Annotated in this window: 19 protein-coding genes and 1 pseudogene; 16 read left to right on the plus strand and 4 right to left on the minus strand. The window is 39.2% G+C overall.

Annotation, left to right across the window (positions count from 1 at the left end; genetic code table 11):
- Positions 1-397: 397 nt before the first annotated feature.
- Entirely contained in the window at positions 398-529 is a 132-nt protein-coding gene (locus tag AACW90_RS05295; RefSeq protein ID WP_390231820.1) for a hypothetical protein, read from the plus strand.
- A gap of 436 nt (positions 530-965) precedes the next feature.
- Here the strand turns inward: AACW90_RS05295 and AACW90_RS05300 are convergent, their stop codons facing one another.
- Positions 966-1,619 (minus strand): hypothetical protein, encoded by a 654-nt coding sequence (locus AACW90_RS05300; RefSeq protein WP_390231823.1) that lies wholly within the window; start codon positions 1,617-1,619, stop codon positions 966-968.
- 852 nt (positions 1,620-2,471) lie between these two features.
- On the opposite strand from AACW90_RS05300, the gene AACW90_RS05305 reads away from it, so the two are divergent.
- The 5 genes from AACW90_RS05305 to AACW90_RS05325 all read left to right on the plus strand — a co-directional run bounded on the left by AACW90_RS05305 (position 2,472) and on the right by AACW90_RS05325 (position 7,272).
- Positions 2,472-3,116 (plus strand): hypothetical protein, encoded by a 645-nt coding sequence (locus tag AACW90_RS05305; protein WP_390231827.1) that lies wholly within the window; start codon positions 2,472-2,474, stop codon positions 3,114-3,116.
- A gap of 94 nt (positions 3,117-3,210) precedes the next feature.
- On the plus strand, positions 3,211-4,869 hold the full coding sequence (locus tag AACW90_RS05310) for a relaxase/mobilization nuclease domain-containing protein (RefSeq protein WP_390231830.1): 1,659 nt from the start codon (positions 3,211-3,213) through the stop codon (positions 4,867-4,869).
- Between the two features lie 360 nt (positions 4,870-5,229).
- The gene (locus AACW90_RS05315) at positions 5,230-6,045 is read left to right on the plus strand and encodes a hypothetical protein (protein WP_390231833.1); all 816 of its coding nucleotides are present in this window, start codon (positions 5,230-5,232) and stop codon (positions 6,043-6,045) included.
- A 305-nt stretch (positions 6,046-6,350) separates the two neighbouring features.
- A complete protein-coding gene (locus AACW90_RS05320) occupies positions 6,351-6,536 on the plus strand; it encodes a hypothetical protein (RefSeq protein ID WP_390231836.1) in 186 nt (61 codons plus the stop codon).
- Positions 6,514-7,272 (plus strand): metallophosphoesterase, encoded by a 759-nt coding sequence (locus tag AACW90_RS05325; protein ID WP_390231839.1) that lies wholly within the window; start codon positions 6,514-6,516, stop codon positions 7,270-7,272. Before AACW90_RS05320 ends, AACW90_RS05325 begins: the two co-directional genes overlap by 23 nt.
- Here AACW90_RS05325 and AACW90_RS05330 read toward each other — a convergent pair.
- Positions 7,269-7,460 carry a hypothetical protein gene (locus AACW90_RS05330; RefSeq protein WP_390231842.1) on the minus strand — a complete coding sequence of 64 codons (192 nt, stop codon included), beginning with the start codon at positions 7,458-7,460 and terminating at the stop codon, positions 7,269-7,271. The two genes, AACW90_RS05325 and AACW90_RS05330, sit on opposite strands and share 4 nt — an antisense overlap.
- 122 nt (positions 7,461-7,582) lie before the next feature.
- A complete protein-coding gene (locus AACW90_RS05335) occupies positions 7,583-7,972 on the minus strand; it encodes a hypothetical protein (protein ID WP_390231845.1) in 390 nt (129 codons plus the stop codon).
- 916 nt (positions 7,973-8,888) lie between these two features.
- On the opposite strand from AACW90_RS05335, the gene AACW90_RS05340 reads away from it, so the two are divergent.
- The 10 genes and pseudogenes from AACW90_RS05340 to AACW90_RS05385 all read left to right on the plus strand — a co-directional run bounded on the left by AACW90_RS05340 (position 8,889) and on the right by AACW90_RS05385 (position 22,362).
- Positions 8,889-9,596: a GIY-YIG nuclease family protein gene (locus tag AACW90_RS05340; protein ID WP_390231848.1), complete on the plus strand. Its 708-nt coding sequence runs from the start codon at positions 8,889-8,891 to the stop codon at positions 9,594-9,596.
- 791 nt (positions 9,597-10,387) lie between these two features.
- Positions 10,388-10,795, plus strand: a complete 408-nt coding sequence (locus AACW90_RS05345) for a hypothetical protein (protein ID WP_390231851.1) — start codon at positions 10,388-10,390, stop codon at positions 10,793-10,795.
- A gap of 94 nt (positions 10,796-10,889) precedes the next feature.
- Positions 10,890-11,402, plus strand: a complete 513-nt coding sequence (locus AACW90_RS05350) for a hypothetical protein (RefSeq protein WP_390231853.1) — start codon at positions 10,890-10,892, stop codon at positions 11,400-11,402.
- Positions 11,403-12,145: 743 nt separating this feature from the next.
- A pseudogene (locus AACW90_RS05355) lies at positions 12,146-12,540 on the plus strand (transposase); the annotation flags it as partial.
- Positions 12,541-13,707: 1,167 nt separating this feature from the next.
- On the plus strand, positions 13,708-14,466 hold the full coding sequence (locus AACW90_RS05360) for a toxin-antitoxin system YwqK family antitoxin (RefSeq protein ID WP_390231856.1): 759 nt from the start codon (positions 13,708-13,710) through the stop codon (positions 14,464-14,466).
- A 340-nt stretch (positions 14,467-14,806) separates the two neighbouring features.
- Positions 14,807-16,624, plus strand: coding sequence for an anti-phage ZorAB system protein ZorA (gene zorA / locus AACW90_RS05365; protein ID WP_390231859.1), 1,818 nt, complete (start codon positions 14,807-14,809; stop codon positions 16,622-16,624).
- Between the two features lie 12 nt (positions 16,625-16,636).
- Positions 16,637-17,422, plus strand: a complete 786-nt coding sequence (locus AACW90_RS05370; RefSeq protein WP_390231862.1) for an OmpA/MotB family protein — start codon at positions 16,637-16,639, stop codon at positions 17,420-17,422.
- A complete protein-coding gene (locus tag AACW90_RS05375; protein WP_390231865.1) occupies positions 17,422-18,828 on the plus strand; it encodes an EH signature domain-containing protein in 1,407 nt (468 codons plus the stop codon). Before AACW90_RS05370 ends, AACW90_RS05375 begins: the two co-directional genes overlap by 1 nt.
- Positions 18,821-21,667, plus strand: coding sequence for a DEAD/DEAH box helicase (locus AACW90_RS05380; RefSeq protein ID WP_390231868.1), 2,847 nt, complete (start codon positions 18,821-18,823; stop codon positions 21,665-21,667). Before AACW90_RS05375 ends, AACW90_RS05380 begins: the two co-directional genes overlap by 8 nt.
- A 236-nt stretch (positions 21,668-21,903) precedes the next feature.
- Positions 21,904-22,362 (plus strand): hypothetical protein, encoded by a 459-nt coding sequence (locus AACW90_RS05385; RefSeq protein WP_390231871.1) that lies wholly within the window; start codon positions 21,904-21,906, stop codon positions 22,360-22,362.
- On the opposite strand, the gene AACW90_RS05390 is transcribed toward AACW90_RS05385, so the two are convergent.
- Positions 22,359-23,093, minus strand: coding sequence for a hypothetical protein (locus AACW90_RS05390; protein ID WP_390231874.1), 735 nt, complete (start codon positions 23,091-23,093; stop codon positions 22,359-22,361). The genes AACW90_RS05385 and AACW90_RS05390 overlap by 4 nt on opposite strands.
- Positions 23,094-23,095 lie beyond the last annotated feature (2 nt).

Genomic DNA, 23,095 nt, shown 5'->3' on the forward strand with positions numbered 1-23,095 from the left:
TGAACCATCTGTATCACCAGATGACCCTAAGAGCCTGAATAAAGCAGCGGCTCTGACAACGTAACGAAGCTTGGTCGTTAGGCTGAGCGGGAGCAAAATCGTGAGAGGATGTTCCTCCTGATAACCACAAAATCGGGTGAGTGCTAGGGAGTCAATATGATGAATGTAATGTGAATCCATTTAAGGCGCGTTATACGATGAAGCAGCGGAAGTGGTTAATACGCTGTAGCCAAAAGGCAACGAGAGTCGGAAAGAGATTGGACAATGCTCTTTCGTGGTCATTGTACTCTCCGCACCATTGTGGGCATCTAAGTTGACATTTTTACGCGACATACGGAACAGGGTAAGCCTGTATACCTCCCTATGGGAAAGCTACCTGTGAAGGTGGCCGATAGGTATGCAGGTAAAGGAGGTTAGAGAAAGCAAATGCCGCTTTGTAATGAAGTGGATACAGATTTCTATCTGGCGCGAAAGCGAGCTGACTTCTAACTGGTCTCCCGTTGCGAAAGAGTTTGAAGAAATTTATTGAAGAAGAAAAGCAAATGATGATTTCAAATGAAATTAGTGCATCTTCTTACAACGAACCGTGGTCTCTCAACTACTGAGTGCTCATTGGCAAGGTGTTAAAGCTTCAAGTGCGTATCGCAAAGGTAATTAACACGAAGGGCTAGTGTTGCGATCAACTTTTGGTCTCGCTCTAGTCCTATAACGATTTAATTACTGGGTGCTTCACTGTGCCTTTGTGGAGGCTTGAGCCGTATGCAGTGAAAGTTGCACGTACGGTTCTGAGGAGGGTGGCACCTGGTAACAGGTGCCGTCTATCCGACAGAAACGAGTCAATTGGTATTTCTAGGACTGTGATCACCAAGCGATTCTGTCGTATCCTAATTACCAAGCGACTTTGTCATTACAATAACTACCGAGGGATTCTGACGGGACTAAAATAGCTTACCTTTTAAAGTAACTTATTGAGCTTTAGAGGGTGCTAAGTTACCAGTAAGGACTAATGGTGTCAGAGGTACTACAAAATCGAGATCGCTGTTATATTGCGTGCCAAACGTTAGTTCTGGATAAATATCGAGCAGAGACCATAGTTGGCGTAACTTATAGAAAGTTTCCCTGTCTCTGATAGTCAAACCATATAGTTTGGTTACTTGTTCATACTGCTCAATCAAAGCACCATTAACTGTAAGGTTAAACTCAGTGTCTTTGCAGATATCAGCGAAGTCTGTTGAACGTATTAACAAATTAATGGCCGATATTTTTTGGCCTTTACCTTCATATTGGCAACTACATTTATCAAGGTTCTCATCTACTACGAACCTGTTAGACAGACTCTCATAAACATCATGGTGAAACCGATTCAGTGTAACCGCTACATACTTATTGAAAAACACCTTTAGGCTGTCGTAAAGCTCTGCATATTCAAATCGACCAGGGTTTCTTTTAGGTGCACCGCTTAGTTCAATTATTTGTCTCATTTGATTAGGCGTAACTTTGAGAGGTTTTTGCGCATTCTTTAGTTCACTCATCCTTGATTCTGGAATACCAAAATCTAGGGCTAGATCTTTCTGTTTTTTACCTAAACTTTCATAGAATGTAATGCGTGGTTGATCCATCTAATGGATTCTTCCTTAGTCATGTTCATTATCTGATTTCCTCCTCATTCGTTGTGAACAAGGTTATCACTGACCAAGGGCTTTGTAGTTACGCAATCAAGGTAATTATACGTAATTAATTACACTTACAGGAATTATTGGTAAGGATGTGTAAATGAGAGTAAGCCTAAAATTTATTGTTAAACAAGCTGTACGCAAAAAAACAACGTCAACAATACTAAAACCTACCCATCATCCAGATGGGCTCACAGTCCTCTTTCAGAGCAATTCATCTTTTTTCTGACTCATTTATGCTCAGCCGCACTTTTTCTCTGAAAAAATTATGTCGATCTATATGACTCTTCTGACTCAATAATATTCATCCTCTGATTTATTCTGAAAAAATTATTTTATTTAATCCGATATATTTATTTTTCAGAATATACCAGATATTTATTATTATTCAATTTATCGAATTTACTATTTAACTCTAGCTCTACAATAAAACTTTAAAAAATTAAAGTACAATAAATAATAAACCTGAAATCAGTTGATTATTAAAAATACCAATTTTAATATATATGTAAGCACTGATAAATATTAAGTTCATCTCTTTAGAAAAATACTAATTGAAACGCACACTGTCAAAGCGACCAATATTATCATTGTCAGGCAGTGACACTATTAAAAAACATGGAAACAAGCCAGTACTAATAGTTATTCGTACCTCATAACTACTAGAAGCTTACTCTGCGAGGCCAGTCCTCACTGCGTTGTGGTACTCGACCCCTTCGGGTCTGCGTCATCGCTTCGCTCAAAAAGAAAAGCAGGTACAACCTAAAAAATAATAATAATAATAAAAAGGTAAACAATATGATCGAACTTCGACACTCTGTCTATGTAGAGTTAGACAAAATGACAAAGACTCAGCTAATTGAGCGCAGAGACGCAATCTTGGCTGGAAAAACAAAAGAATCTGAAGAGATTAAGCTTGCGCACATTCGACTAATAAACGAAAAAATCGGAAGCATTCATGTGGGTCGCCCTAGAAAAGCGAATCAAGACAAAAGTAACACGCAAATCAAGATTAACGTGACAAAGGCTGAAGCCGACGAGCTTAAGTGTCGCTCAAAAAAACTAGGCTACAAACACCTCTCGACGTACATGAAGCATGTCACTATAAATTTTACACCTGAACTTCGAGTTGAAGAAATAGTGATTTCGGAAGAAGAGGAAGAAATGATTGAAGACATTAATCATGGCATTCAGTTAATAACAGCTCAACTAAGCTACACAATGCTTGAAGACAAGATTTCTAAAGATGATGCACTTGCAATATTAACTCAAATTTCAGCAGTACAACAAAAAATGGCCGAAAGAGAGCAACGTCAACTGGGTAAATACAACACAGACTTTGCATTAACAATTGCAAACAAATACTTAAGTGCTGAACAACTACAAAAGATGGCTGACTTTAAGTATTTAAGAGAAGAAGATCAAGCCTCAATCCTCCATTAACTAAAAAAGGGGCGCACAGCGCCCCAACCCTGCCCTACGGGGCAGAACAATCGATTTTAACCCTCTCTAACAATAATAATAAATAGGTAAACTTATGATTCACAAAATAATCAAAGTGAAAGTCGACAAAAGCAAGCGCCAAACTGTCGAGCAACGCACCACGGTGCTTGCCCACTACGGCGCAGGCAAATCCAAATTTGACACTGAGCAAGACCACAGAGCTGACTACATCGCAGGCACTAATAAGGGCCATGATGACGAAGACGCTCTCAGCGAAAAAACCGAGTTCCTAGTTGCTCGCAATATCACATCACCGTTGCCAACTCTCACCACTCCATTTATAAAAGTTCATGAAATGGATTGGTCACAAATTGGTGAAGAGATCGGTGAAGTGAAAAGCCAGCGCGGTGTCCATAAACCCGCTCAGCATCGCATGATTTCCCTTAAAGAGGGTGAGCATCTAGACCGCAAGCAATGGCTGAAATTAGTCAGAGACTACATGAAAGGTATGGGTATGCAAAACACTAAATACCTAGCTTTTATTCATAACGACACCGACAAACAACACGTACACATCGTCAACAGTCATGTTGATATCAGAACAAAGAAAATAATTAATCAGTGGCAAAACTACAAAAAAGCAACTGAACTAATGAGAGGTTTTGAGAAAGAATACAACCTTGGAGAAGTCGCAAATCCAGGTCAAATGATGCGTCAAACAGCAACAACCAGCTTTAGAGAAACACCCGCACCGAAAGGCAAAAGAACAAAGAATTACTCAGGTGGCGACAAAGCCCAAATCAAAAGAAAAATCGATTTTGTTCTACTTCAAAACAGCGAACTTGATGTCAAACCTACTCTTCTAGAGTTTATAGATCAACTTAATGCAGTTGGCGTGCAGGTTAAGCTAACTTACACAAGATTTGACGACACCGAACCTTCTGGAATGTCTTACAGATTAAATAGGTACGAAAAAAGCAGCTCAATTGCCACACACGGCAACAGTCGTGCCTCAAATGGCAAAGCTCGTGCCAAGCCGTATTTTAAAAGCTCTAAATTGGGTAGCAGCGACGTATTTGCGCTTAAGAATCTAAAAGCAACTGAAGCATTTGTTTGGGACGAATCTGAAAGAGCAGCTATCAAAAAAATGAATCTGAGAGAAGGTGCGAGAGAGTTCGGTGTCATTCAAGACGAGAAGCCGCCTATTGAGCCAGCCAACATTCTCAGAGCAGACGCTCAGCATATTAATGTAGTGCTGAAGTTCAAAGAGAAAGACTTAGCAAAACTCAAAGCTGTCATCGGTCACTCACTATTGAGAACATACCTTCAACTCTACAATCAAAGTGGTTCAAAATCGTTCGACTCAAAGCTTCATGCTTATGTATTTAGAGTAAGAATAAACAAAAGATGGCATCGAGAGCAGTACAGTCAAGAATGGCTTAATCAACCCAAGATGACCAAAGACCAGTACCTTGCAAAAGTTGATAGACAAACAGTAGAGATGCTTCTTGAGTTCATCAAAATGCTCTTAGAGTTCCTTGGTTTCGGCACTTATGAAATTGAAACCAGCAGTCATCTTGGCGACTATCAAAAGCAGCCTGAGTTCGCTCATGAACGCAAAGATGGACGCAACACGGTCATCACTATTGAAGATATTCTAAATGCAATCAAAGACGCTGGAGAAGGCGGCCACGTCAATCGCTACAACGCGCTATGTAAGCAGTATGGTCTTGAACCCATCAAAACCATGTAGTTTGCAAACAAACCCAGCCACCCTCTCTGGGTGGCTTTTTTCTTGTCTTTCATCATCACAGCCCTGCAACTAACTGTAAAAAAACAAATAATATTGCACTCAATCTCCCTCTAACTTGTATTATATTATTTGTTGGATAGATTCTGAAAGTTAATATTAACCCGACATTTAACCTAACTTGAATAATATATAATTTCCTCTATATTTTTATTCTTCAGAATATATTAAATTAATATCATTTGTCAGATTATTCTTATTAAAATTAATAATAATTTATTCAGAATATATATTGACGCCGATATTATTAGGTGCTAATTTATTTATATAAACTAATAATAAAAATAATAAATGGTGATTAAAATGACACTACAAGAAGCAATTAGTAATGTAAACAACGAACTTTCCACTGAACCGAAAAAAGAAAAAGTATCGGTCTCATATAACTGTCCAAAATTAAAAACTGGATCGAGCATTGTTGATGTGAGAGTTGTCGTCGCAGAGTATGACGAAGATGGCGAGTTGACCTTCAGATCGAAATCTACATCTATCATTAAAGTTGACTTAAGAAAAGTTACTAAGATTCCGAGCGAGCGTGAGCTTGAATCAGACTTTTCAACTCAATACTTCAAAGATAATGCAGACAGCATGAGTCTTCAGCAGCGCGAATACGCAAAAATTAAGAAATATTGCGTAGCAGCTATAGAAGTAAACAGAGCTGAACGAATAGAAAAACTAAGATGCCGTGCCACCATTTTTGGTGATGTAGAAATTCACAAGTGCGCATTATCTATTCACGAGCTTTGCGAGTGGATAGAAGATATCGAAGATGTAGATCAATTAAGAGCGGATGAAGCACAAGATATCCAACAAGCTGCTGCGCGATTGGAGTTTATCATGGAGCGACTTGGGTATGGAGCAACATCTTTTAATACCGAAAAATACAAAAATGACTCAATCGCTCAAAAGGTGCACGCAACTTATGCTGTATTTAAAGGACAGAACGACGAGACTAAGATTGCTAGATTCAAGAACTGCGATGAATCGTTAATTGATCCACTCCCAGAGTCCGCGACGAGAGCGACAGTATCGACAGTAAGACAGGTATATGAAGATGCATGTGGCAGACCAGTTTCAGACAGCCCTAAGAGAGGGAAAAAATCGACCACTTCGCCGTAGGCGGCAACGAAGACAACACAAGGAGAGCGCCGCTCGCCTTTGTTTTACTATCGAACATATACTCATTAAAAAAACTAATGCTGCATTTGTCAGAATACAGAAATTACTTCCATAAAAACAACAAGGTGCAGCCTCTTCACTAAAAATTCATCAGAATTCATCACGATTTGATGAAAAGTATATTTAATGAAAGCTAGTCAAAATCAGTTGATGCTCGCGATTTTTTTCTCCAACTCTGTCGGTTAAACCGACGTTGACATCAAGCTCTGCCGCGCATATCGTCTAGAAATGAATGATGAGGCTCTATGACAAAGAAGAAAGCAAACAAAACATACTCTCTCAAAGAGCTAATGGAAAACACTGACTTTGAGGCTCAGCGTAATGACCCTATGTTGAAAAGCTGGCTTGATGAGAACGCTGAAGCAGTCAGAAGAATTAACACCGATATTTTTCATAAAGGAACTCCCAATGAAGATCTTACATCTTTCTGATTTGCATTTGGAATTTGGCCCAATGGATGTTCCTAAAACAGATGCTGACATTGTGGTTTTGAGTGGGGATATTCATGCTGGATCTAGGGGGATTGACTGGGCTTCCCAGTTCGATATCCCTGTTATCTATATACTAGGAAATCATGAACTTTACGGTTTCACTCAGTTCGATGAGTTAATCCAAGAATGCCGCGACAAAGCTAGAAGATATCCAAACATTCATTTTCTAGAAAATGAGAGTGTTTTGATTGATGGGGTGAGATTTCACGGAGCAACATTCTGGACAGATTTTGAACTGGGTAACAACGCTACTCTTTCTATCCATTACGCTCGAAACGCAATCAATGATTACCGAAAAATCACTTATAAAGGTCAGTATTTCACTCCCGAAATTGCGGCAGGCTTACATGCTGAATCTAGGCACTGGCTTTATAAATCGGTGAAAGAAGCTGCCGAAAAACGGAATGTAATTGTCACCCATTACCTGCCGACTGCTGAAGCTATACAGCCCAAATTTAAAGGCTCACCTCTAAACCCTGCTTTTGCCTCTGATTGTAATGAGTTTTCTGAGTTAGCTGAAAAAATCTCCATCTGGCTTTATGGGCATAACCATGACTGTAATGATTTCGTAAGCCGCGGTATAAGATACTCGACTAATCAGAGAGGATATAATGGCGTTGAACTTGTTGAAGGTTTTGATCTGCGCAAAGTTATCGATATCAACGATCATTTTTAATCGAAATCAGGAATGTCTTTCGGTGGATAGTTAGGCAATTTTTCTGGATCTATAACGTCAGATTTCATGCTTTCTTTGTCAATCGAGTAGCTACCGTTACAACGAGATTTAAACAAATCATCATAAAAACGCTTCTGCGACTCTTGCTTTTGACGCCTCATTTCATCGTAACTTTTCGAATTAGCCATAGTTCAAAAGCCTCGTTATTTGATACTCAAACACCTTAGCACAACTTGATATCAATGATCCCCTTTTGACTGACTAGCTGATTGTAATGCCTTTTTTGTATGACTACTTTTACATCGTTAAATCAAAGCTCATCTAAATCGACGTCAATTTCGGGCGAATTTATTCTTTTATTGACGAGTTCTCGGTCTATCTCATCTTCTTCGATTTCAAGCTGAGCATCAAAAACATCGACTCGCTCCGTCAGGAAGTCGCTATCAGCTTTTTCTAAGCTCTTACCGAATGAGACCCATTCTTTGTCTGCTGTTCCCATCTTTTTTTTCAGCTTATCAATTGATTCCTCGCAACTAAAAGGCCATTTTTCGACTGCAACAACTCTTCCAAGCTCTGTATCAAACATGATCGAGATGTGCTGAAAAAAATTAAAACCAGATGGTAACTCGTAGCCATACTCGCAAAGCTTTGATCTCACTTCTGCTTCACTCATCCTTTCAAGGTCTATTTTCAGTTTCATTATTGAGCTCTCGATTTCTCAGTAGTCAATGTCAACGCCTTCTAGTAACTAATTGGACTCAGAAAAGTAGTTATCATAATGTCATCTTCTAGATCGTTCACTAGTATCACTCGATTCATCCGATTTTTCTATTATAAGTAACGGCTCACCTATTATCCAAAAACTAGGCTTATTACTAGATAAACTTCGTTAGTTCACCCCTTAACCACCTCCGACTGCCCTTTGCTATGTGCGCAACCGAGAAGGAATCCTCCTAGGCCAAACTCATTGCTGCCCCAAGACGAGTCACAACGTGTATTATGCTGATGAAAATAAGCCGACTTTTGACCCTAATAGCTAATAATAAAACCTCCAATAAGGAGGTCAATTTCTATGAACCACTACAGTGTAAACAGGCAAAAGCTATTTCAAAGGAAGCAATGAATACTTCAAGGTGTAAAAGTCGCTCGTCATTTGAAACAAGGTTAGTTGGTCTAAAAACTGATTCTGACCGTCTGTTAATTACTATCCATGAGCTTGCAAAAGCTATTTCAGAAAAAAATGATGATTGAGCGCATACAAAACTCTGATTGATAAGGTTAAGCGTTATGATAAAGCACTAGCGGTTTCTATATATCTGCGTATAAATAGTTTTAGAATAGTTCGCAATGTATGGCATTCTACTAAGCGTTGTGTTTGTTATTTAAGTTATTACAGAGGCCTCAGTAATGCGGTGCTCATCACTTTAAATAAAGCTATGAACCTTAAAAAGAACCACAGTCTTAGTTTATTTCGTCAAGGTAATTGTTGAGAACCATCTAAATCACTAAAAAACCATCTCATGCTTAACAATAATCAATGAGGTGTGCAATTGGTTTCCATATCAGATAACTCCACCGCAATATACCCAATAACATATATTAGAGGAGCGTTTATAATGATCAGTCTTCCTGAGTTGCCTAAATCACTAGTTAAAAATGATAATTGCACTAAAAATAGAGCTGATTCTATAGTTATCCACGTCTATCATATTGTCAAAGCAGATAAAAAATATGATTTAGATGAAGGCTATATAGGGGTTACGACGAATATTGAAAGAAGAAAGAGTCAGCATTTTTCCGCATTACGGGAAGGTGAGCACGTGAATTATAAACTACAAACCTACTTCAACCAAAATTCAGATAACATTCTGTTCTACATCTATAAGTCTTTCCCTAAAGAATTTGAGAAGCAAGCCTATCAGCTTGAAGAGTTTTTACGGCCATTACCGAACATCGGGTTAAATATTTCCGTAGGTGGTGTAAAACAGCATGAAGATATTTTCAAAGCGAAAAAATATTCTAAGCAAATCAATACTAATAGTCGTTCAACTAACCTTTTTAAGGCTATGAAAGATGGGATCAAATCCATCGATAAAAGTATAGCTAACTTAGCTGAAGAGTCTCTTAAGAAGTCGCAAGTTAGAGAAACACATCTTCAGAAAGAGTTAGAAAAATGGGAGTCTGAACAGGAACAAAGGCTGAATAAGAGAATCGGGATACACCTTCTAAAAAGAAGGGATTTAAAGTTAACCACAGAGCAACAAAATGCTGTTGATGAATGGAAAAATCAATCACATCAAAAAAAGCCAAACGATGCTCTTTAGTTTGCTTGTGATGGCTCAGCAAGAAATTGATCACGTCTATAGGTTTTATGTTTTCGTATATAAACAGCATTATTACAGGTTCCATTCCTAACACGAAACTGTCCATCTTTGAGTTAGAAGAATCGCTCTTGTCCTGTCAGGATCCCTCAGTAATGACACCTAGCCTGATATTTGTCACAAAAAATCTCACTAAGAACCATTCCTAGAGGGATTTATTTAGTCTGCTGGCACCAGCAAAGCGCAATGCCTTGCTTCAAGGGGGCTTTTTTATTCCACACCTTTGCCTAGAACCGTAAAGAACTATCAAAACCGCATTCTACAATCAGCCTTCATTGTCTACAAACCGCAAAACGACGTTAGATCGCTCTTTGACAATTGTGTCCAAGCACCCTAGCCAGACTGTCAAACTAGTTTTTCTGTCGCCAGAGCATAATCAGAAGAATTAATCACGATTTTTATCTAAACATCAGTACAACTTACTCCATGTTATAGGTATGTGATTGACTTCACTCAAATTAGTTATTATCGAAAAACTAATGACTTACTTATTGCACACTGTTATAACATACAGTATATTAAAATGAGCTTTTGGCATAAATGCAACTTCCACTGACGAATAGAAACTTTTAGTGGGATTAGTTTTATTGTCCTTTCCGAGCTATAGATACTTCTGGTTCAGCGGTATCCACATTGAGATAAAAATACGAATAAGAGAAATGTATGGTGCGCAATGCACCTTGGTCTAAACGGCCACATGATATTCGTATTGGCATTTAAATGGAGGAACTAAAATGAGCCTGAAATCAAAAATCTTCGCAAACAATCTCATAATTAGTGCACTGTTATTTCACGGTGGTACTCGCTGTTCCTTCATTTTGCCAATGACTATAAATCTAGCAAAGGAAGATAACATGTTGACTATGTCTCTATGTAAGCGACAGCAGGCTGTGTGCCGCATTTGTGCAGAAACAGACGAGAAACAAACTTTCTCACAATATCCGAACTCAACAGATCTTGGAATTTCCAGCGTACAGCTTGAAGAGCTAACTGATGCAACTCTAATGATTCTAGAGCACCCAAAAATCACAGAGGATCAGTTTTGCCACATTATGAAGTTCTCAACTCAAAAAATCAGATCACTGCTAGGCGGTTTTAGTCACTTCAAAAACTTGGTTTTTAGTTATAGCAAAACTAACTAAATCTATGTTCATTGTTGGCTAATAACTAGCTCGTTCAAATAAAACGGAGGGTGCTTAACACGCCCCTTCAAACGCGTCCGACAAGGTGATATAAATGATAAAATTCAATATAAACGAAGCTCTTGAACTCGCCTTTCTTCATTATCGTAAGTACAAAAACATCTCAAGGTTGCACATATCAGAAAGATCTCCCGAAGATTTAAACTACATTCTAGCCCCAAGGTTAATCTGTCACATGATAACGCTAACGCTTATTAACAATTTAAAAATTGAAGATTTTGATTTTGGTAACCAAGCATTCTCTTTTTTACCCGAGGATGCTGAACGCGTTGAAGAGCTGTTCGAAATTTTCAAGTCGTTGTTTGATAGCAACTCTCAGTATCTGGTCATTCTATACGAAGACCAAGATGGCCATCCTCAATATCGATTTGAGCTTAATGCTGCTCGAAAACTTGAAATCATTGAAGAGTATAAGAATCAATTTAAACAGTTAGATCTACTTCAAGTGGCTAGTGGCGTTGTTATTGACGCTTTAAGTATTAGGATATTTGGAGGGCACGTTGAGCTTATAGATCGACTCAGCCCTCAGGTAATCCCTCAAGTCTAACTTTCATAAGGAGGGTACCCTGCTCTCCTCATTTTTAATGTTTAAGTTTAAGTTTAAGTTTAAGTTTAAGTTTAAGTTTAAGTGAGCTTGTTTGGTTCGGGCTCTGTTAAACTTTACCGCAACAGGTAAGAAATCCTTACCTGTTGCTTGCCTGACTCACTATAAACTCTTCAGCTTTGCCCCAAATTGAAGGCTTTTATCATGTCGATTTGTTACGATAGGCATTTCAATTGAACATTTGATAAAAAGTACTTCTAAAGGCGTATTTGCATGAAAAAATGGCTATATGATAAATGTTTAGTGATTTTCTGGTTGACCTTCGTCACTTATGCTTTAACACTATATTTTGTAAGCTACGTTGGAGTTTACTTAACTTATGTTGCTGTTCCAATAATCGTTATTACTGGTTTCATAGTTTATTTAACAAGACCAACGGAAGATCAACACTAACAAGTCATCTCATTAGGCGTTTTCAAATTTGTTGTCACTACTTGACAAAGTATCAGCAGCTTTTTGTAGGGTTCAACTGATCTTTTCCGATTGGTTAATTTTTGACAGTAACAATTAACCTGAATGATCTGCAACGATAAGACTAAATACTAGGTCAAGTCACATTCAACAAGCATCTTGGTTAGCATTTTACGGTTGTCGTCAAGATCTACGGGGTTTAGTTGCATAATTCGCTGGAACTGAATCAGGAACTTACGATCTGAACGGCTACATCGGTCAACCAGCGTAGTCCTATGTCGAAACCTCTTTACAAAACAACAAACTGGAAATAGGACGACAAAGCCTTATCAACCGTGGTTCACTCAATTTCTGTAATAGTGAAGAATCCAAAGTGAGTGAAAACAAAGCAAGCAGAATAAGCGTCTCAGACGCCGCCGTTTCTGCTACTTCTATCACTACTACCACACTGATAGTGATACGAGTCTTCTAAATGCCACTGAGAACATTGCAGAGATTTATAGACTCTCTGATTAAGTTGGCTAAATTTCCTCTTACCTGTTCACATTACAGTTGTATCATTCTTAGAGCTAAGCAACTTGAAGTCTCATTTAAGACAAAAACCAGAAATGCGATACTACACCTAGCCATTGATGCTAAAGGCTTTAATGTTTACAGAGAAAGTGAATGGTATCATAGTGAATCAGTTGCTAGGTTGAAGGTGAAGCCTGAGAAATTACAATGCTCAAGTTAGTGAAAATTATGCCATGATTAAAGCGCTGAACAAGCTTGCAGGGCTTGGTATGCCTGAAACTCAGTATGTTGAATAAGAATCGCTCAATTTCAGGCAGTTTGTTTTTCTGTCCGAATTTCGCAACAAAGCCCCAATCTAACTTTCATGCGGAAGCAGCGCTATCTATATCCTCACCTCTGCATTAAACACATCTATTTTTCCCTCAAGCGCAGGTCATCCTAAAACTTGCAGAAAAAGACGCTGAGTCGGTCTATACAGCGCTGTTAATTGTTTTTAATAATATGCCTGCTGGATATCGAAAGTCGTTAACTTTAGATAGAGGGATGGATCTAGCTTATAGTCATAAGCTAGTTGAGCTTTTCAGTTACAATCTAGCCTTTAAATAACTTGTGGATATTGTAAAACGCAGAACGGCGCAGCTTGCGAATGTACGATCGGTGGACGGGAAATTGTACAGAGGCCTACTATCCAATGCCCTTTCATCTACCCTCTACGCTATAAGAATTATATTGTCCTTGGTTTTCAGTATCCAAAAGATACCGAGAAGCAGTTAGCAACAAAATTAGTCACCTTCTTAGAAGACAGGCGTATTCTTTTTTATGAAGAACAAAAAGAAAGCATGACTACCAAAGGAGATCTGTTTAAAGTATTGTATAAACATTAGCCAGGTTTCTCGAAGGTTTTGATACCGACATCAATGGACGCTATAGAAGCGCTTGTCGTGCTTTTTGTACTGCAATTGGTTCGTTTGATACTCATTCTGAGCCAAGATCATTTCAACGTTCATTAGTATAATTCAGAGCTAGCAAAACCGATAAAAGTCGAAGGACACACGGTTGGTGTTTCGTCTGTATCTTGTGATTTTGATGTTGAAAGCAGATTCGCTTCCATCATTCCATATAGAGTTGAACGAATTATACTGATCGACCACTGAACACTGATTAGCGTCGATGGAGAAGGTTGTTAAAACGACAAAACCTTCATCGAGTATCTCTGACATTGGCTGCGGTTTAGAAGGTTTAGTTGTTTGCTTGTATGCCTAACCTCTGAGGCCAATCTACTTTTAGCCACTTGTATTTAATACGTTATATAGGACAGACTTTTATGAAGAACACTTTTGTTATATTTTTAATGACACTATCTATGTTTAGTTATGCAAATGACAATGTTCAAAATCGTGAAGGTGTCTATTATGATTTAAATACACAGTCTCCGTTTAGTGGCGTTTACGAAGGAAAGTACGAATACAAGCAAAATGAAGATAACGACTGGTCTTTGATCTACCGTTATAGTATTGAGTTCAATAAAGGTTTACGAGATGGAATAACAACTATTTATGTTGAGCGAGTCGGTTCCTATGCGGAACCAAGTTATAAAAAGTCAGAAATTATCTTCAATCAGGGAAATATACAGTCGATGAAAGAGTATGCCGCTGACTTCAGCTTAAGGCGAGTAACAACTTTTAAAAATGGATCAGCTAAACGCTACAATCAAGAGACAGGGAAACTAGTCGGAAAAATAGGCTATTTAGAATCTGACGACGCAAGGCCTTTTAAGTCTTCTAATAAAATCGAAAGTATTATGTTTGGAGATAAATTCGCTTATGATGGTGAAATTATAGTGTACCGTACTGATGGCTCCATTAGGAAAAAATCATACAAGAATAACGTAAGACATGGGGATTTTGAGAACATATATTCGAATGGTAACATCTTTCTAAAAGGTAACTACTTAAATGGTAAGATGAATGGAAATTACACCGTTTATTGTAGTAATGGTAAGTTAAAAAAAGACATAACATACTTGAATGGCGAAGAGGTTGAAATCCGATTAGATGAAGACTCTAATTATTGCAATCAATAACTTCTTTCAAACAAGGTGCATCAGAACTTTTAGTCGACCAGATTCGTCCAAGTAACTCGGCCTATGACAATTCCAAGGCGTTCCCCCTTTAAGTTTACGAAGTTGGCCAAGTACACTTTACTGGGTTATGCATCAAATTATGAAAGGAGGGTTATAACCTCGAACATCACTTTACCCCAACTAATTCCCATCTAGCTGAATAATCAATACTTATTTCCTTGACGCCTGATCAGTTTCTTTCACATTAAGCCTGCTCTAATATGATGCTGAACGATAAGAAACTGTGTGCATTTTTTACAAATAGCAACGCAGCATAATTAATGGCTGGGAACACAACTTAATGAACATGAATTTAAATGACGTGATGATTTTCATCACGTCTACAAACTTTATATATTTCTACTGCGGCATCATTTTTGTCATCGCGATTTGGAGTGGTGTGGGTTTTTGGCTTAGATTTTCTCCTGTAAGAAATTCATTAAACAGCGCTCTTAAAAAAATCAAATCAACACCTAAAAACAAACTCGAATTTCCTGAATATTACGATGAACTTCGCGAGTGGATGAGTAGTGATAAGTATCTGAAAGATTCTTGGAGGGAATTCGAAGAAACGCTATTGCTGCCAGGAGAAGACTTTGATGATGACAAAGAGGTCATCATGAATACTCACCTCCCTTCTGTATACTTTAATCAGAAAAACCTTCTCTTGCCGAATATCAACGTGCGTTTCTATAACGCATTACCAAATATCCTAACTGGGCTCGGTATCGTCGGTACATTCATAGGCCTAACCGTCGGGATATCTCTTGCAGCTCCAGGACTAAACTCAAACGATATAAAGGATGCAAAAGAAGCTCTAAACATACTTCTTGATGGAGCATCACTCGCCTTTATTACATCGATTGTGGGATTACTAACATCGTTAGTTTTCTCAGCTTACGAAAAAAAATACATCCACCTATTCAATAGTAGTTGCCAGAAATTGAACTCAGCATTGGATGCACGTGTAGAGTATTTCTCAGCTGAACGCCTCGCGAGTAAGAGTTTAGCCGAGGCTCAAAAGCAATCGATGGCCCTTCAAACATTTGCCAATGATCTTGCGGTATCCCTAGGTCAAGTCATAGAGCAACATGTAACTCAACCTATGATTAGAGCCATAGATGAATTAAGAACTGATCAAAAATCGGCTAGCGATGAAACGGTAACAAAAGTGATGGGTGAGTTTGCAGACAAAATTGCAGGAGCTGCGGGGGATGAAATGAAAGCCTTCGCTTCCACAATCAAAACTATGAGCGATAGCCTTGAGTCGCAAGTTAATTCTTTAACAAAAGGACAAGATGAGATGCAAAAGGCGGCACAAAGTGCCGTTACAGGCATGTCAGTGGCGATGACCGAGGGAAGTGAAAAAATAAATGCTGGAATTGATGAAGCTGTTGATGCCTTGCTAGAAAGCGTCGAAAAATCCATTGATAACGTAACAATCCAGCTTGATACCGCCTCACAAAAACTGGCAGACAACCTGAAGGAAGGTTTACAGGAGTTTGATGGTATTCTAGGAAAACTTACTGAAACAGCAACTCAATATCAAACAATGACTGATGCTAACAAGACTCTTTACAGCGAAATTTCTCAATCTATTGAAACCATTGGTGAGCTTTCGGAGAAGGCCAATCAAACAAATTTGGACTTTCAACGTACTGCTAGTACATTTCAAGATTATATTCAGTCACTAAACCAAACATCAGCTCAACTCACTGAGTCCACCTCAAGTGTCGATTCAACGCTAAATACTTTACGACGAGTGCAAGAGGAAATGACCCATATCTGGAGTGATTATGAAGAACGCTTCTCTGGCTTAGACACAACTCTTGAAAATGTATTTAAGAATGTCAGCACTGGTTTAGAGCGTTACGCATCACAAACTGATGAGTATGTTTTAGGGCTTGATAAGCACGCTTCAGATGTAGTTCAAAGCCTTGCTGCCGCCGCTCAGGAAATATCTGAAGCTGTCGACTCGTTAGGAGAAGCTCTGGATTCGAAAGTAGAAATATTTGAGTCATCTGTAACTACTATCTCCAACTCCGCTGAAGAAAAGTTGAAAAGCTTTGAAGTAGATCTTCGTGGCATGGCTAAAGCCAACCTTCAGTCTGAGCAGTAAAGGAGATAATGCATGAGCGAACACCATGAACTCTTAGAAGACGAAGGTGCTGGTTACCTGATTTCAGTATCTGACATGATGTCGGGGTTACTTCTGGTTTTCATCATTACCCTTGTCGCCTTCATCATCAACTTTCAAGATGCCGTGCAAAAACAAAATGAGGTGACAGAAACACGAAAAGAGGTTGTTCGAAAGCTAACAAACTCTGAGCAAGTTCGAAATGAACTCTTACAAAACCTTAAAGATAGACTCAAGAAAGAGAATATTGAAGTTGAGATCGATACACATCATGGTGTGCTAAGGCTAACTGAAAAAGCCGTTCTCTTCAAAACCGCAGCAGATACTTTGAGCGACCATTACAAAAATAACATTAAGATTATTGGTAACGTCTTAAATGAGGTAATCCCCTGCTATGCAGGAAATCCCCCAAATGATATACCGTGCTCAGCTCTCAGTCATACTACAGGTAAAATCGATGCGATTTTTATAGAAGGGCACACCGACAACGTTCCGATGAGGTCAAGCCGCATGAATGACAACTGGGAACTTTCAGCAAATAGAGCCATAGCTGCCTATCGATTAGTAGTACCTAACAGCGTGTTAGAAAATCTTCAAAACACCTCGGGACAGCCCATCTTCTCAGTGAGTGGATACGGAGAAGGAAGACCTGTAGCTGGTCACAACCACGAAAAACCAACACCAGATGGTGCAAACCGACGAATTGACTTGCGTTTTATCATGACTCCACCAGCTCTGACTGAGCCGCAAAGAGCTCTAGTCGCTAAGGGAGTTAAATAGTGTCTTTAAAAGAATATCTAAGTGACTTCACGACTCTCAGGTCAAGAAAAGCACCAGACATTTCAGAATCACTTCTTGTCTTCGAGGTAGCGAAAGTCAAGGATCGACATGGTTTTTTTTTAGTAGAAACGCCCGCTCAAACTGACATCAAAGCCGTTTATACGAAGCTGCACAAATTTCTTCAATATCAATTGCTCTCGCTCTCCTTGTCGAAAAAGGAATGGAGGTTGGTTCCTTGGGCATTCATGTTGCCAATCGATGGCAACCCGCCCCTCTTTCAAAATGAAGACTTCACCCCCTTGTTGTTTAACTATATCAAACGCAAATCTAAGTTAGATACAGTGAACCCTTTTATACAGGTATTTCTTCAGGAGTATCCCCTAAAGTCAAAGCAGTTTAATCGGTTAAGGGATCAGCTTCTAGACCTAGTCATTGGGAGCGAGCACATTAGACTTAATCCCGTAAAACAATGGGTAAACAGCACACGAATTTTGGATGAGGGAGGCCATAAGCTTTGTAGCCAGCAGATCATCGATTCAGATTTTCAATCTTCCTTCTCCACTTACAGACTATCCAAAGGATTGGAGTATGGGAGGTTCGCGATAGCCAGCCTCTCCCATTTGTTGAAGCAACTAGAGTCAGATTTAAGTTCATTTAATGACGGATTACAGTTAAAGATCACTTCTGATTGTATCCGTTTTTTCCTTAATCAAGATGATTCATTAAAATACCCATCCTTGAGAGTAAATCTCGCTGAAGGGCTACTTTCGTCATTCTCGCAACATCAGACCAGCCCACAATTAAAAAATATTCTTACAGACTTTTTTCTAGACCAATATGGAGATCCTCGAACATCAAAGTCATCGTGGCTCGGTGTAAATTCAACTACTGTAGATGTTATGAAAAGCTGGATGGTGGAGAACACTATGCACGACTTCTTCAATCTGTTGAGTCATGTTGCTAAAACAGACTCCATGGCCGATAAACATTGGAAATACAGAAAGCGATTCTGGAATGCGTATCTGAAAAACGGCCATATCCAAGAAGCATGGGTAGCTTTAGGCACTAGTGCTTATGGAGAAGCAAGCAACTTCCTGCAAGGCGGGCGTAACACATACGCCAAGCTGTCAGGAGCCCAACCACGGCATAGTGCTTTAATAATGGTTGTTAATGGCGTTCTAATTACAGAATGGAGCCACTCAGGAAGTTACAGGGTGTGGGACGAAAGCAATAAGCGTCCTAATCTTTACTTAAACAAATACCATAGGGAAAGTTTAGTGAACTGGGCTGATTACACAGATGCCCATAGAGGTAGTGAAAAGGGAAGGTGGCAACATAAATTATCAGTTCTTATTCATGACCTGACGGGGATATCAGTGTCATACAGGGAGTATATGAATGACTAGAGCAGCACAATTTACATGGCAAAAAAATGATATCGGTTTTCTGTTCCAGGTCAAAGTTGATAGCCAAACGATTCATCCTAACAAGTGGTCTAAATTCAGCCTTCTGGCTGGAGATACCCCTGTAGTGGTAGACCCTTTATTTAGAACTATTTTTGAGGTTCCAACTCCCAATATCACTGAATCAGGAATATCGTGTTCCGAAAATTTCATCGCAACGCTAACAGAATTAGAAGTACAAAAACTATGTCTTCCTCCAGTGTCTCATACCAGAGTTAAAATTGTAGCTAAGGGCCTAATTAGCCAACCAGACTTTCAATTATCTTATCGTCTAATGACTCCCGAAGGCAGATCCATAATGGGAGCTAAGGTTTCTGGGATATCACTAAAACTCCGAGGACAAACAGAACTAATTCTTGAACCACTCTACTCTATCATTAATAAAATTGATCAATTTAACAACGCTAATACATCCGATAGAGATGAAAAGTTTGTCCGCTGGGGCGAAATCAAGGAACTCCTGCCTGAAGAGTCTATTGTTGATGGACAGCTACAAGACATCACCATTTGCCGCGCAGACAGAGTTACCTTAGATGTAAAAGAACATGGTGTATTTAACCCGCTATTGATTAAGCCTAGCAATTCAAAAGACTGGGACGTTCAGGGACAATCAGATGTTGATTACGCTATACCTAAAGCGAAGCAAAAACAGTTTGAAGATCAATTCAAGACTTGGAGTACTACCCGCTCAAATTACGCTGTTGGAAATGGGGTATATGTTGTTCTTCCTCAGCGAGTACAAAAAGTTCTCGACGTGATTAAAGATTACCAGACTAGGGATAGCCAAGAGAGGTTGGCATTCGTGTCAAACCCACATAAGGTAATCAATGAAAAGTTGAATCAAGAAGATCACCCCGAAGATCTTGACGCTATCTTTGTTGAAACCCCTGACTTTATTAGTCAACGAATCGATACCATTGGCATTTGGTCACCCAAGTTGTGTGCTTATGTCGCAAAGCGTGAAGGTGACTGGGTTCCTGATGATGACGAACGACTGTTCTTCCCTATTGATGACCTTTTGGTCAATTTCACAATAGATGAAATGAAGCGTCTTTTAGATGAAGTTAATAAAGCACTAGACGATGAGATTCCTGAAATATCTTTTGAAGGACAGCGGGTTCCCGTTTCACTGGAAACCAAGAATCTCCTCATAAAAATGCTAAAGCCTTTCGATGAGCCTGATGGCCCACCAGATTTACCGCTTGATGTTGTTGCGCCTATCCTGAAAGACAATATTGAAGAAGTTGCATTCGAGCTGATTAAGCGTGATGCCAGGCCTAAAATCGATCGGCTTCCAAGTTCACTAAAAACAAAAACGCTCTATGAACATCAAAAGTACGGTGTTAATTGGTTAGCAGAACACTGGGAATCAGGCTCGATCGGTGCTTTGCTTGCTGATGACATGGGTTTAGGTAAGACGATGCAAGCATTAGCTTTTTTAGGGGCGGTTAAAGAACTAATGAACAACAACCAATACGCTACTAAGCCATTTCTCATTGTTGCTCCCTCTGGACTACTTAAAAACTGGCAAGATGAAGTAACACTCCATATGGAAGAAGATGGACTTGGGGATGTATTTGAAGCATTTGGTGCACAGATTAGAGATATAAAAAACTACAACGTAATTGAGCGTAACTCCCTATTATCAGGTAGTGGCTGGGTGCTAACTACTTATGAAACTCTCAGGGATAAAATCAAATACTTCCTTTCCATTGACTGGGGAGTCACCATTTTTGATGAAGCCCAAAAGATCAAGAATCCAGTATCACGCATGACAGAAATGGCCAAATCTCTGTCATCAGATTTTACTTTAATGTTGACGGGTACACCTGTAGAAAATGAATTAAAAGACTTGTGGTGTATCGTTGATACTGCGCAACCAGGCCTATTTGGCTCACTTAACCAGTTCCATAACGAATACGCCAAACCAGCAGAAAGCGATCCTGCTGAGGCCAAAAGGCTCAAATCTCTGCTTGTGGAAAAAAGCTCCCCGCCCTTAATGCTAAGAAGGTTGAAAGAGGAGCACCTAGATGGTCTTCCACAAAAATTCATCCACCAAGTACCAAAGCCAATGCCTGAGCTACAGGCAGCAGAATATGAAAATATTGTAAGAGATGCTCAGCTAAGGAAAGGTATGGCTGGCGGTGTTTTGGAAACTATCCAAAAGATACGCAGGGCATCACTTATTGCCGAAGAATTCGATGGAAGCGGGATAACTGATGGCGTTGTAAAACGGTCAGCAAGACTTACTGCTTTAATAGAGATCTTGGACAAAGTTCATGAATCAAGAGAAAAAGCGCTTGTATTCTGTGAAGCAATTGATGTTCAAGAATATCTATCTGGATACCTTCAACGCCGATATCAACTACCATCACGGCCCCATCGAATCAATGGCTCAGTTGATGGTTACACAAGAAAGCAATTTGTAGACGAATTCCAGAAAGGCGCTGAAGGTGAATTTGACGTAATGCTGTTGTCCCCTAAAGCTGGCGGTGTTGGTTTAACAATCACAGCAGCAAACCATGTTATTCATCTAACCCGCTGGTGGAACCCAGCGGTTGAAGACCAAAGCACAGATAGAGCCTTCCGTATTGGCCAGAAGAAAGATGTGAATGTGTATTTACCCATGGCCATTCACCCAAAATACAAAGATGGTTCATTTGATGCCAATCTCAATAGACTTCTAACTAAGAAGCGCCACCTAAGCTATAACGCGCTGATGCCAGGTACGATTAGTAAGGATGAAATGGGTGATTTGATTTCGCAGAATGTGGTGGATTAAGACCATCAACTCTGCCATCTAAAGATGGCAATCAGTTTTTAAGGATTCGTACAACATATGATAAGTTCAAAGGTATTTCCGATCGCACGGGCAATCCATATCTGATAAAAATATCATTTATATCAAAAGCTTAAAAAATATTTAAAGTAAATCCCTACAATTTAGGGTTCCACGCTCAGATTGGTTTCGTGGTTGTTCCGTTATATTTTAATTCTATTCGGTAGGAGGCGCAAAACGTGGAAATCGAAACAAACTGGAATGCAATATCCTCTATATCAACGGCTCTCGCTGCTTTGATTGCTTTAGGTTTGGGGGCGTTTCCACCGATATTTAGACGTATCTCTGAGCGAAAGCTTGTGACTAAACGTAGCTATGATAGGCTTAAAACCGTTCAGTTAGTAGTGAAGAAGTATCGTTATTATAACGTTCAAACCATTACTCAAGATGGTTTCACCCAATATCAGTACGACGTTAAAAATATTAAATCTATGAGCATCAATATTGATTTGTATAAAGAAGCTATGTACCTCAACGACTTATCGGAAAAATTAGGATCTTCCGTTAAGCCAAAAGTAACAGAAACTTTGGATTTGTTGGTGGCTATTTCTTCTGGTTTCCCTTTCCATACAGAAGAGTGGGATCGTTTAGATTCCTTACTCACTCAGTCAATCACTATATTAGAAAAGAATCTTTAGTCTGAACAACAAACTGAAATAGGTGTACATGACTTGGCCTTTTCAATTGCATCATTCTGATAACGCACAAATTCTAGCTTTATCGCCTGTTGCGCACTGGGGTGATTTATACGAAAACAATGAGTGTCATTAACTTGAAAGTGCCAAAGCCTTCTCGGTACAATCACTTCTACAGTCCTGTAATTCTCCAATGCTTGCTTAATATAGCTATCTCTGTCTGAACCAGTTGTAAAAATAGCAACATCGGGTTTTAGAATATCAAACTGTGCTTTCAGTAAGCGCTTCGAAAGATCAGCTATCATGGAAAAAGCAGGACTACTGTCAGGGCTCCTTTTTTTAAAGCTCATACAAAACTGATTAGAATAAACTGCGCTATGTTGGAACTCTTGAACACCTTCAGCGAGTTCCAACGAACATCGCTTGTAAAACTTAATTAGCTTGTGCTTCTTAGCTGGCAATTTACTTTGTTTTAAAGTGTCAAACATTGATTCACGAATGAGTTTCTCCGTGATTTTTTCACCATGCCTTATTGGACAATATGTTCGCCATGCTTTTGGCTCCTGCCCAATAAACAACACTTTTCGCTTTGACTCAAAATAAGTTTCATCTGGACAGGCGAGGAAAACGCCAGATAGATGGGGTGTAGCATAAATCTTCGAAAAATCAGCGCTAGAGAGGGCCTCTTGATATGCAGCTTCCAACTGTAAGATAGCTTCTTTGTAGTGTGACATTT

It is taken from the genome of Vibrio frigidus (assembly GCF_042465995.1).
Classification (GTDB): domain Bacteria; phylum Pseudomonadota; class Gammaproteobacteria; order Enterobacterales; family Vibrionaceae; genus Vibrio.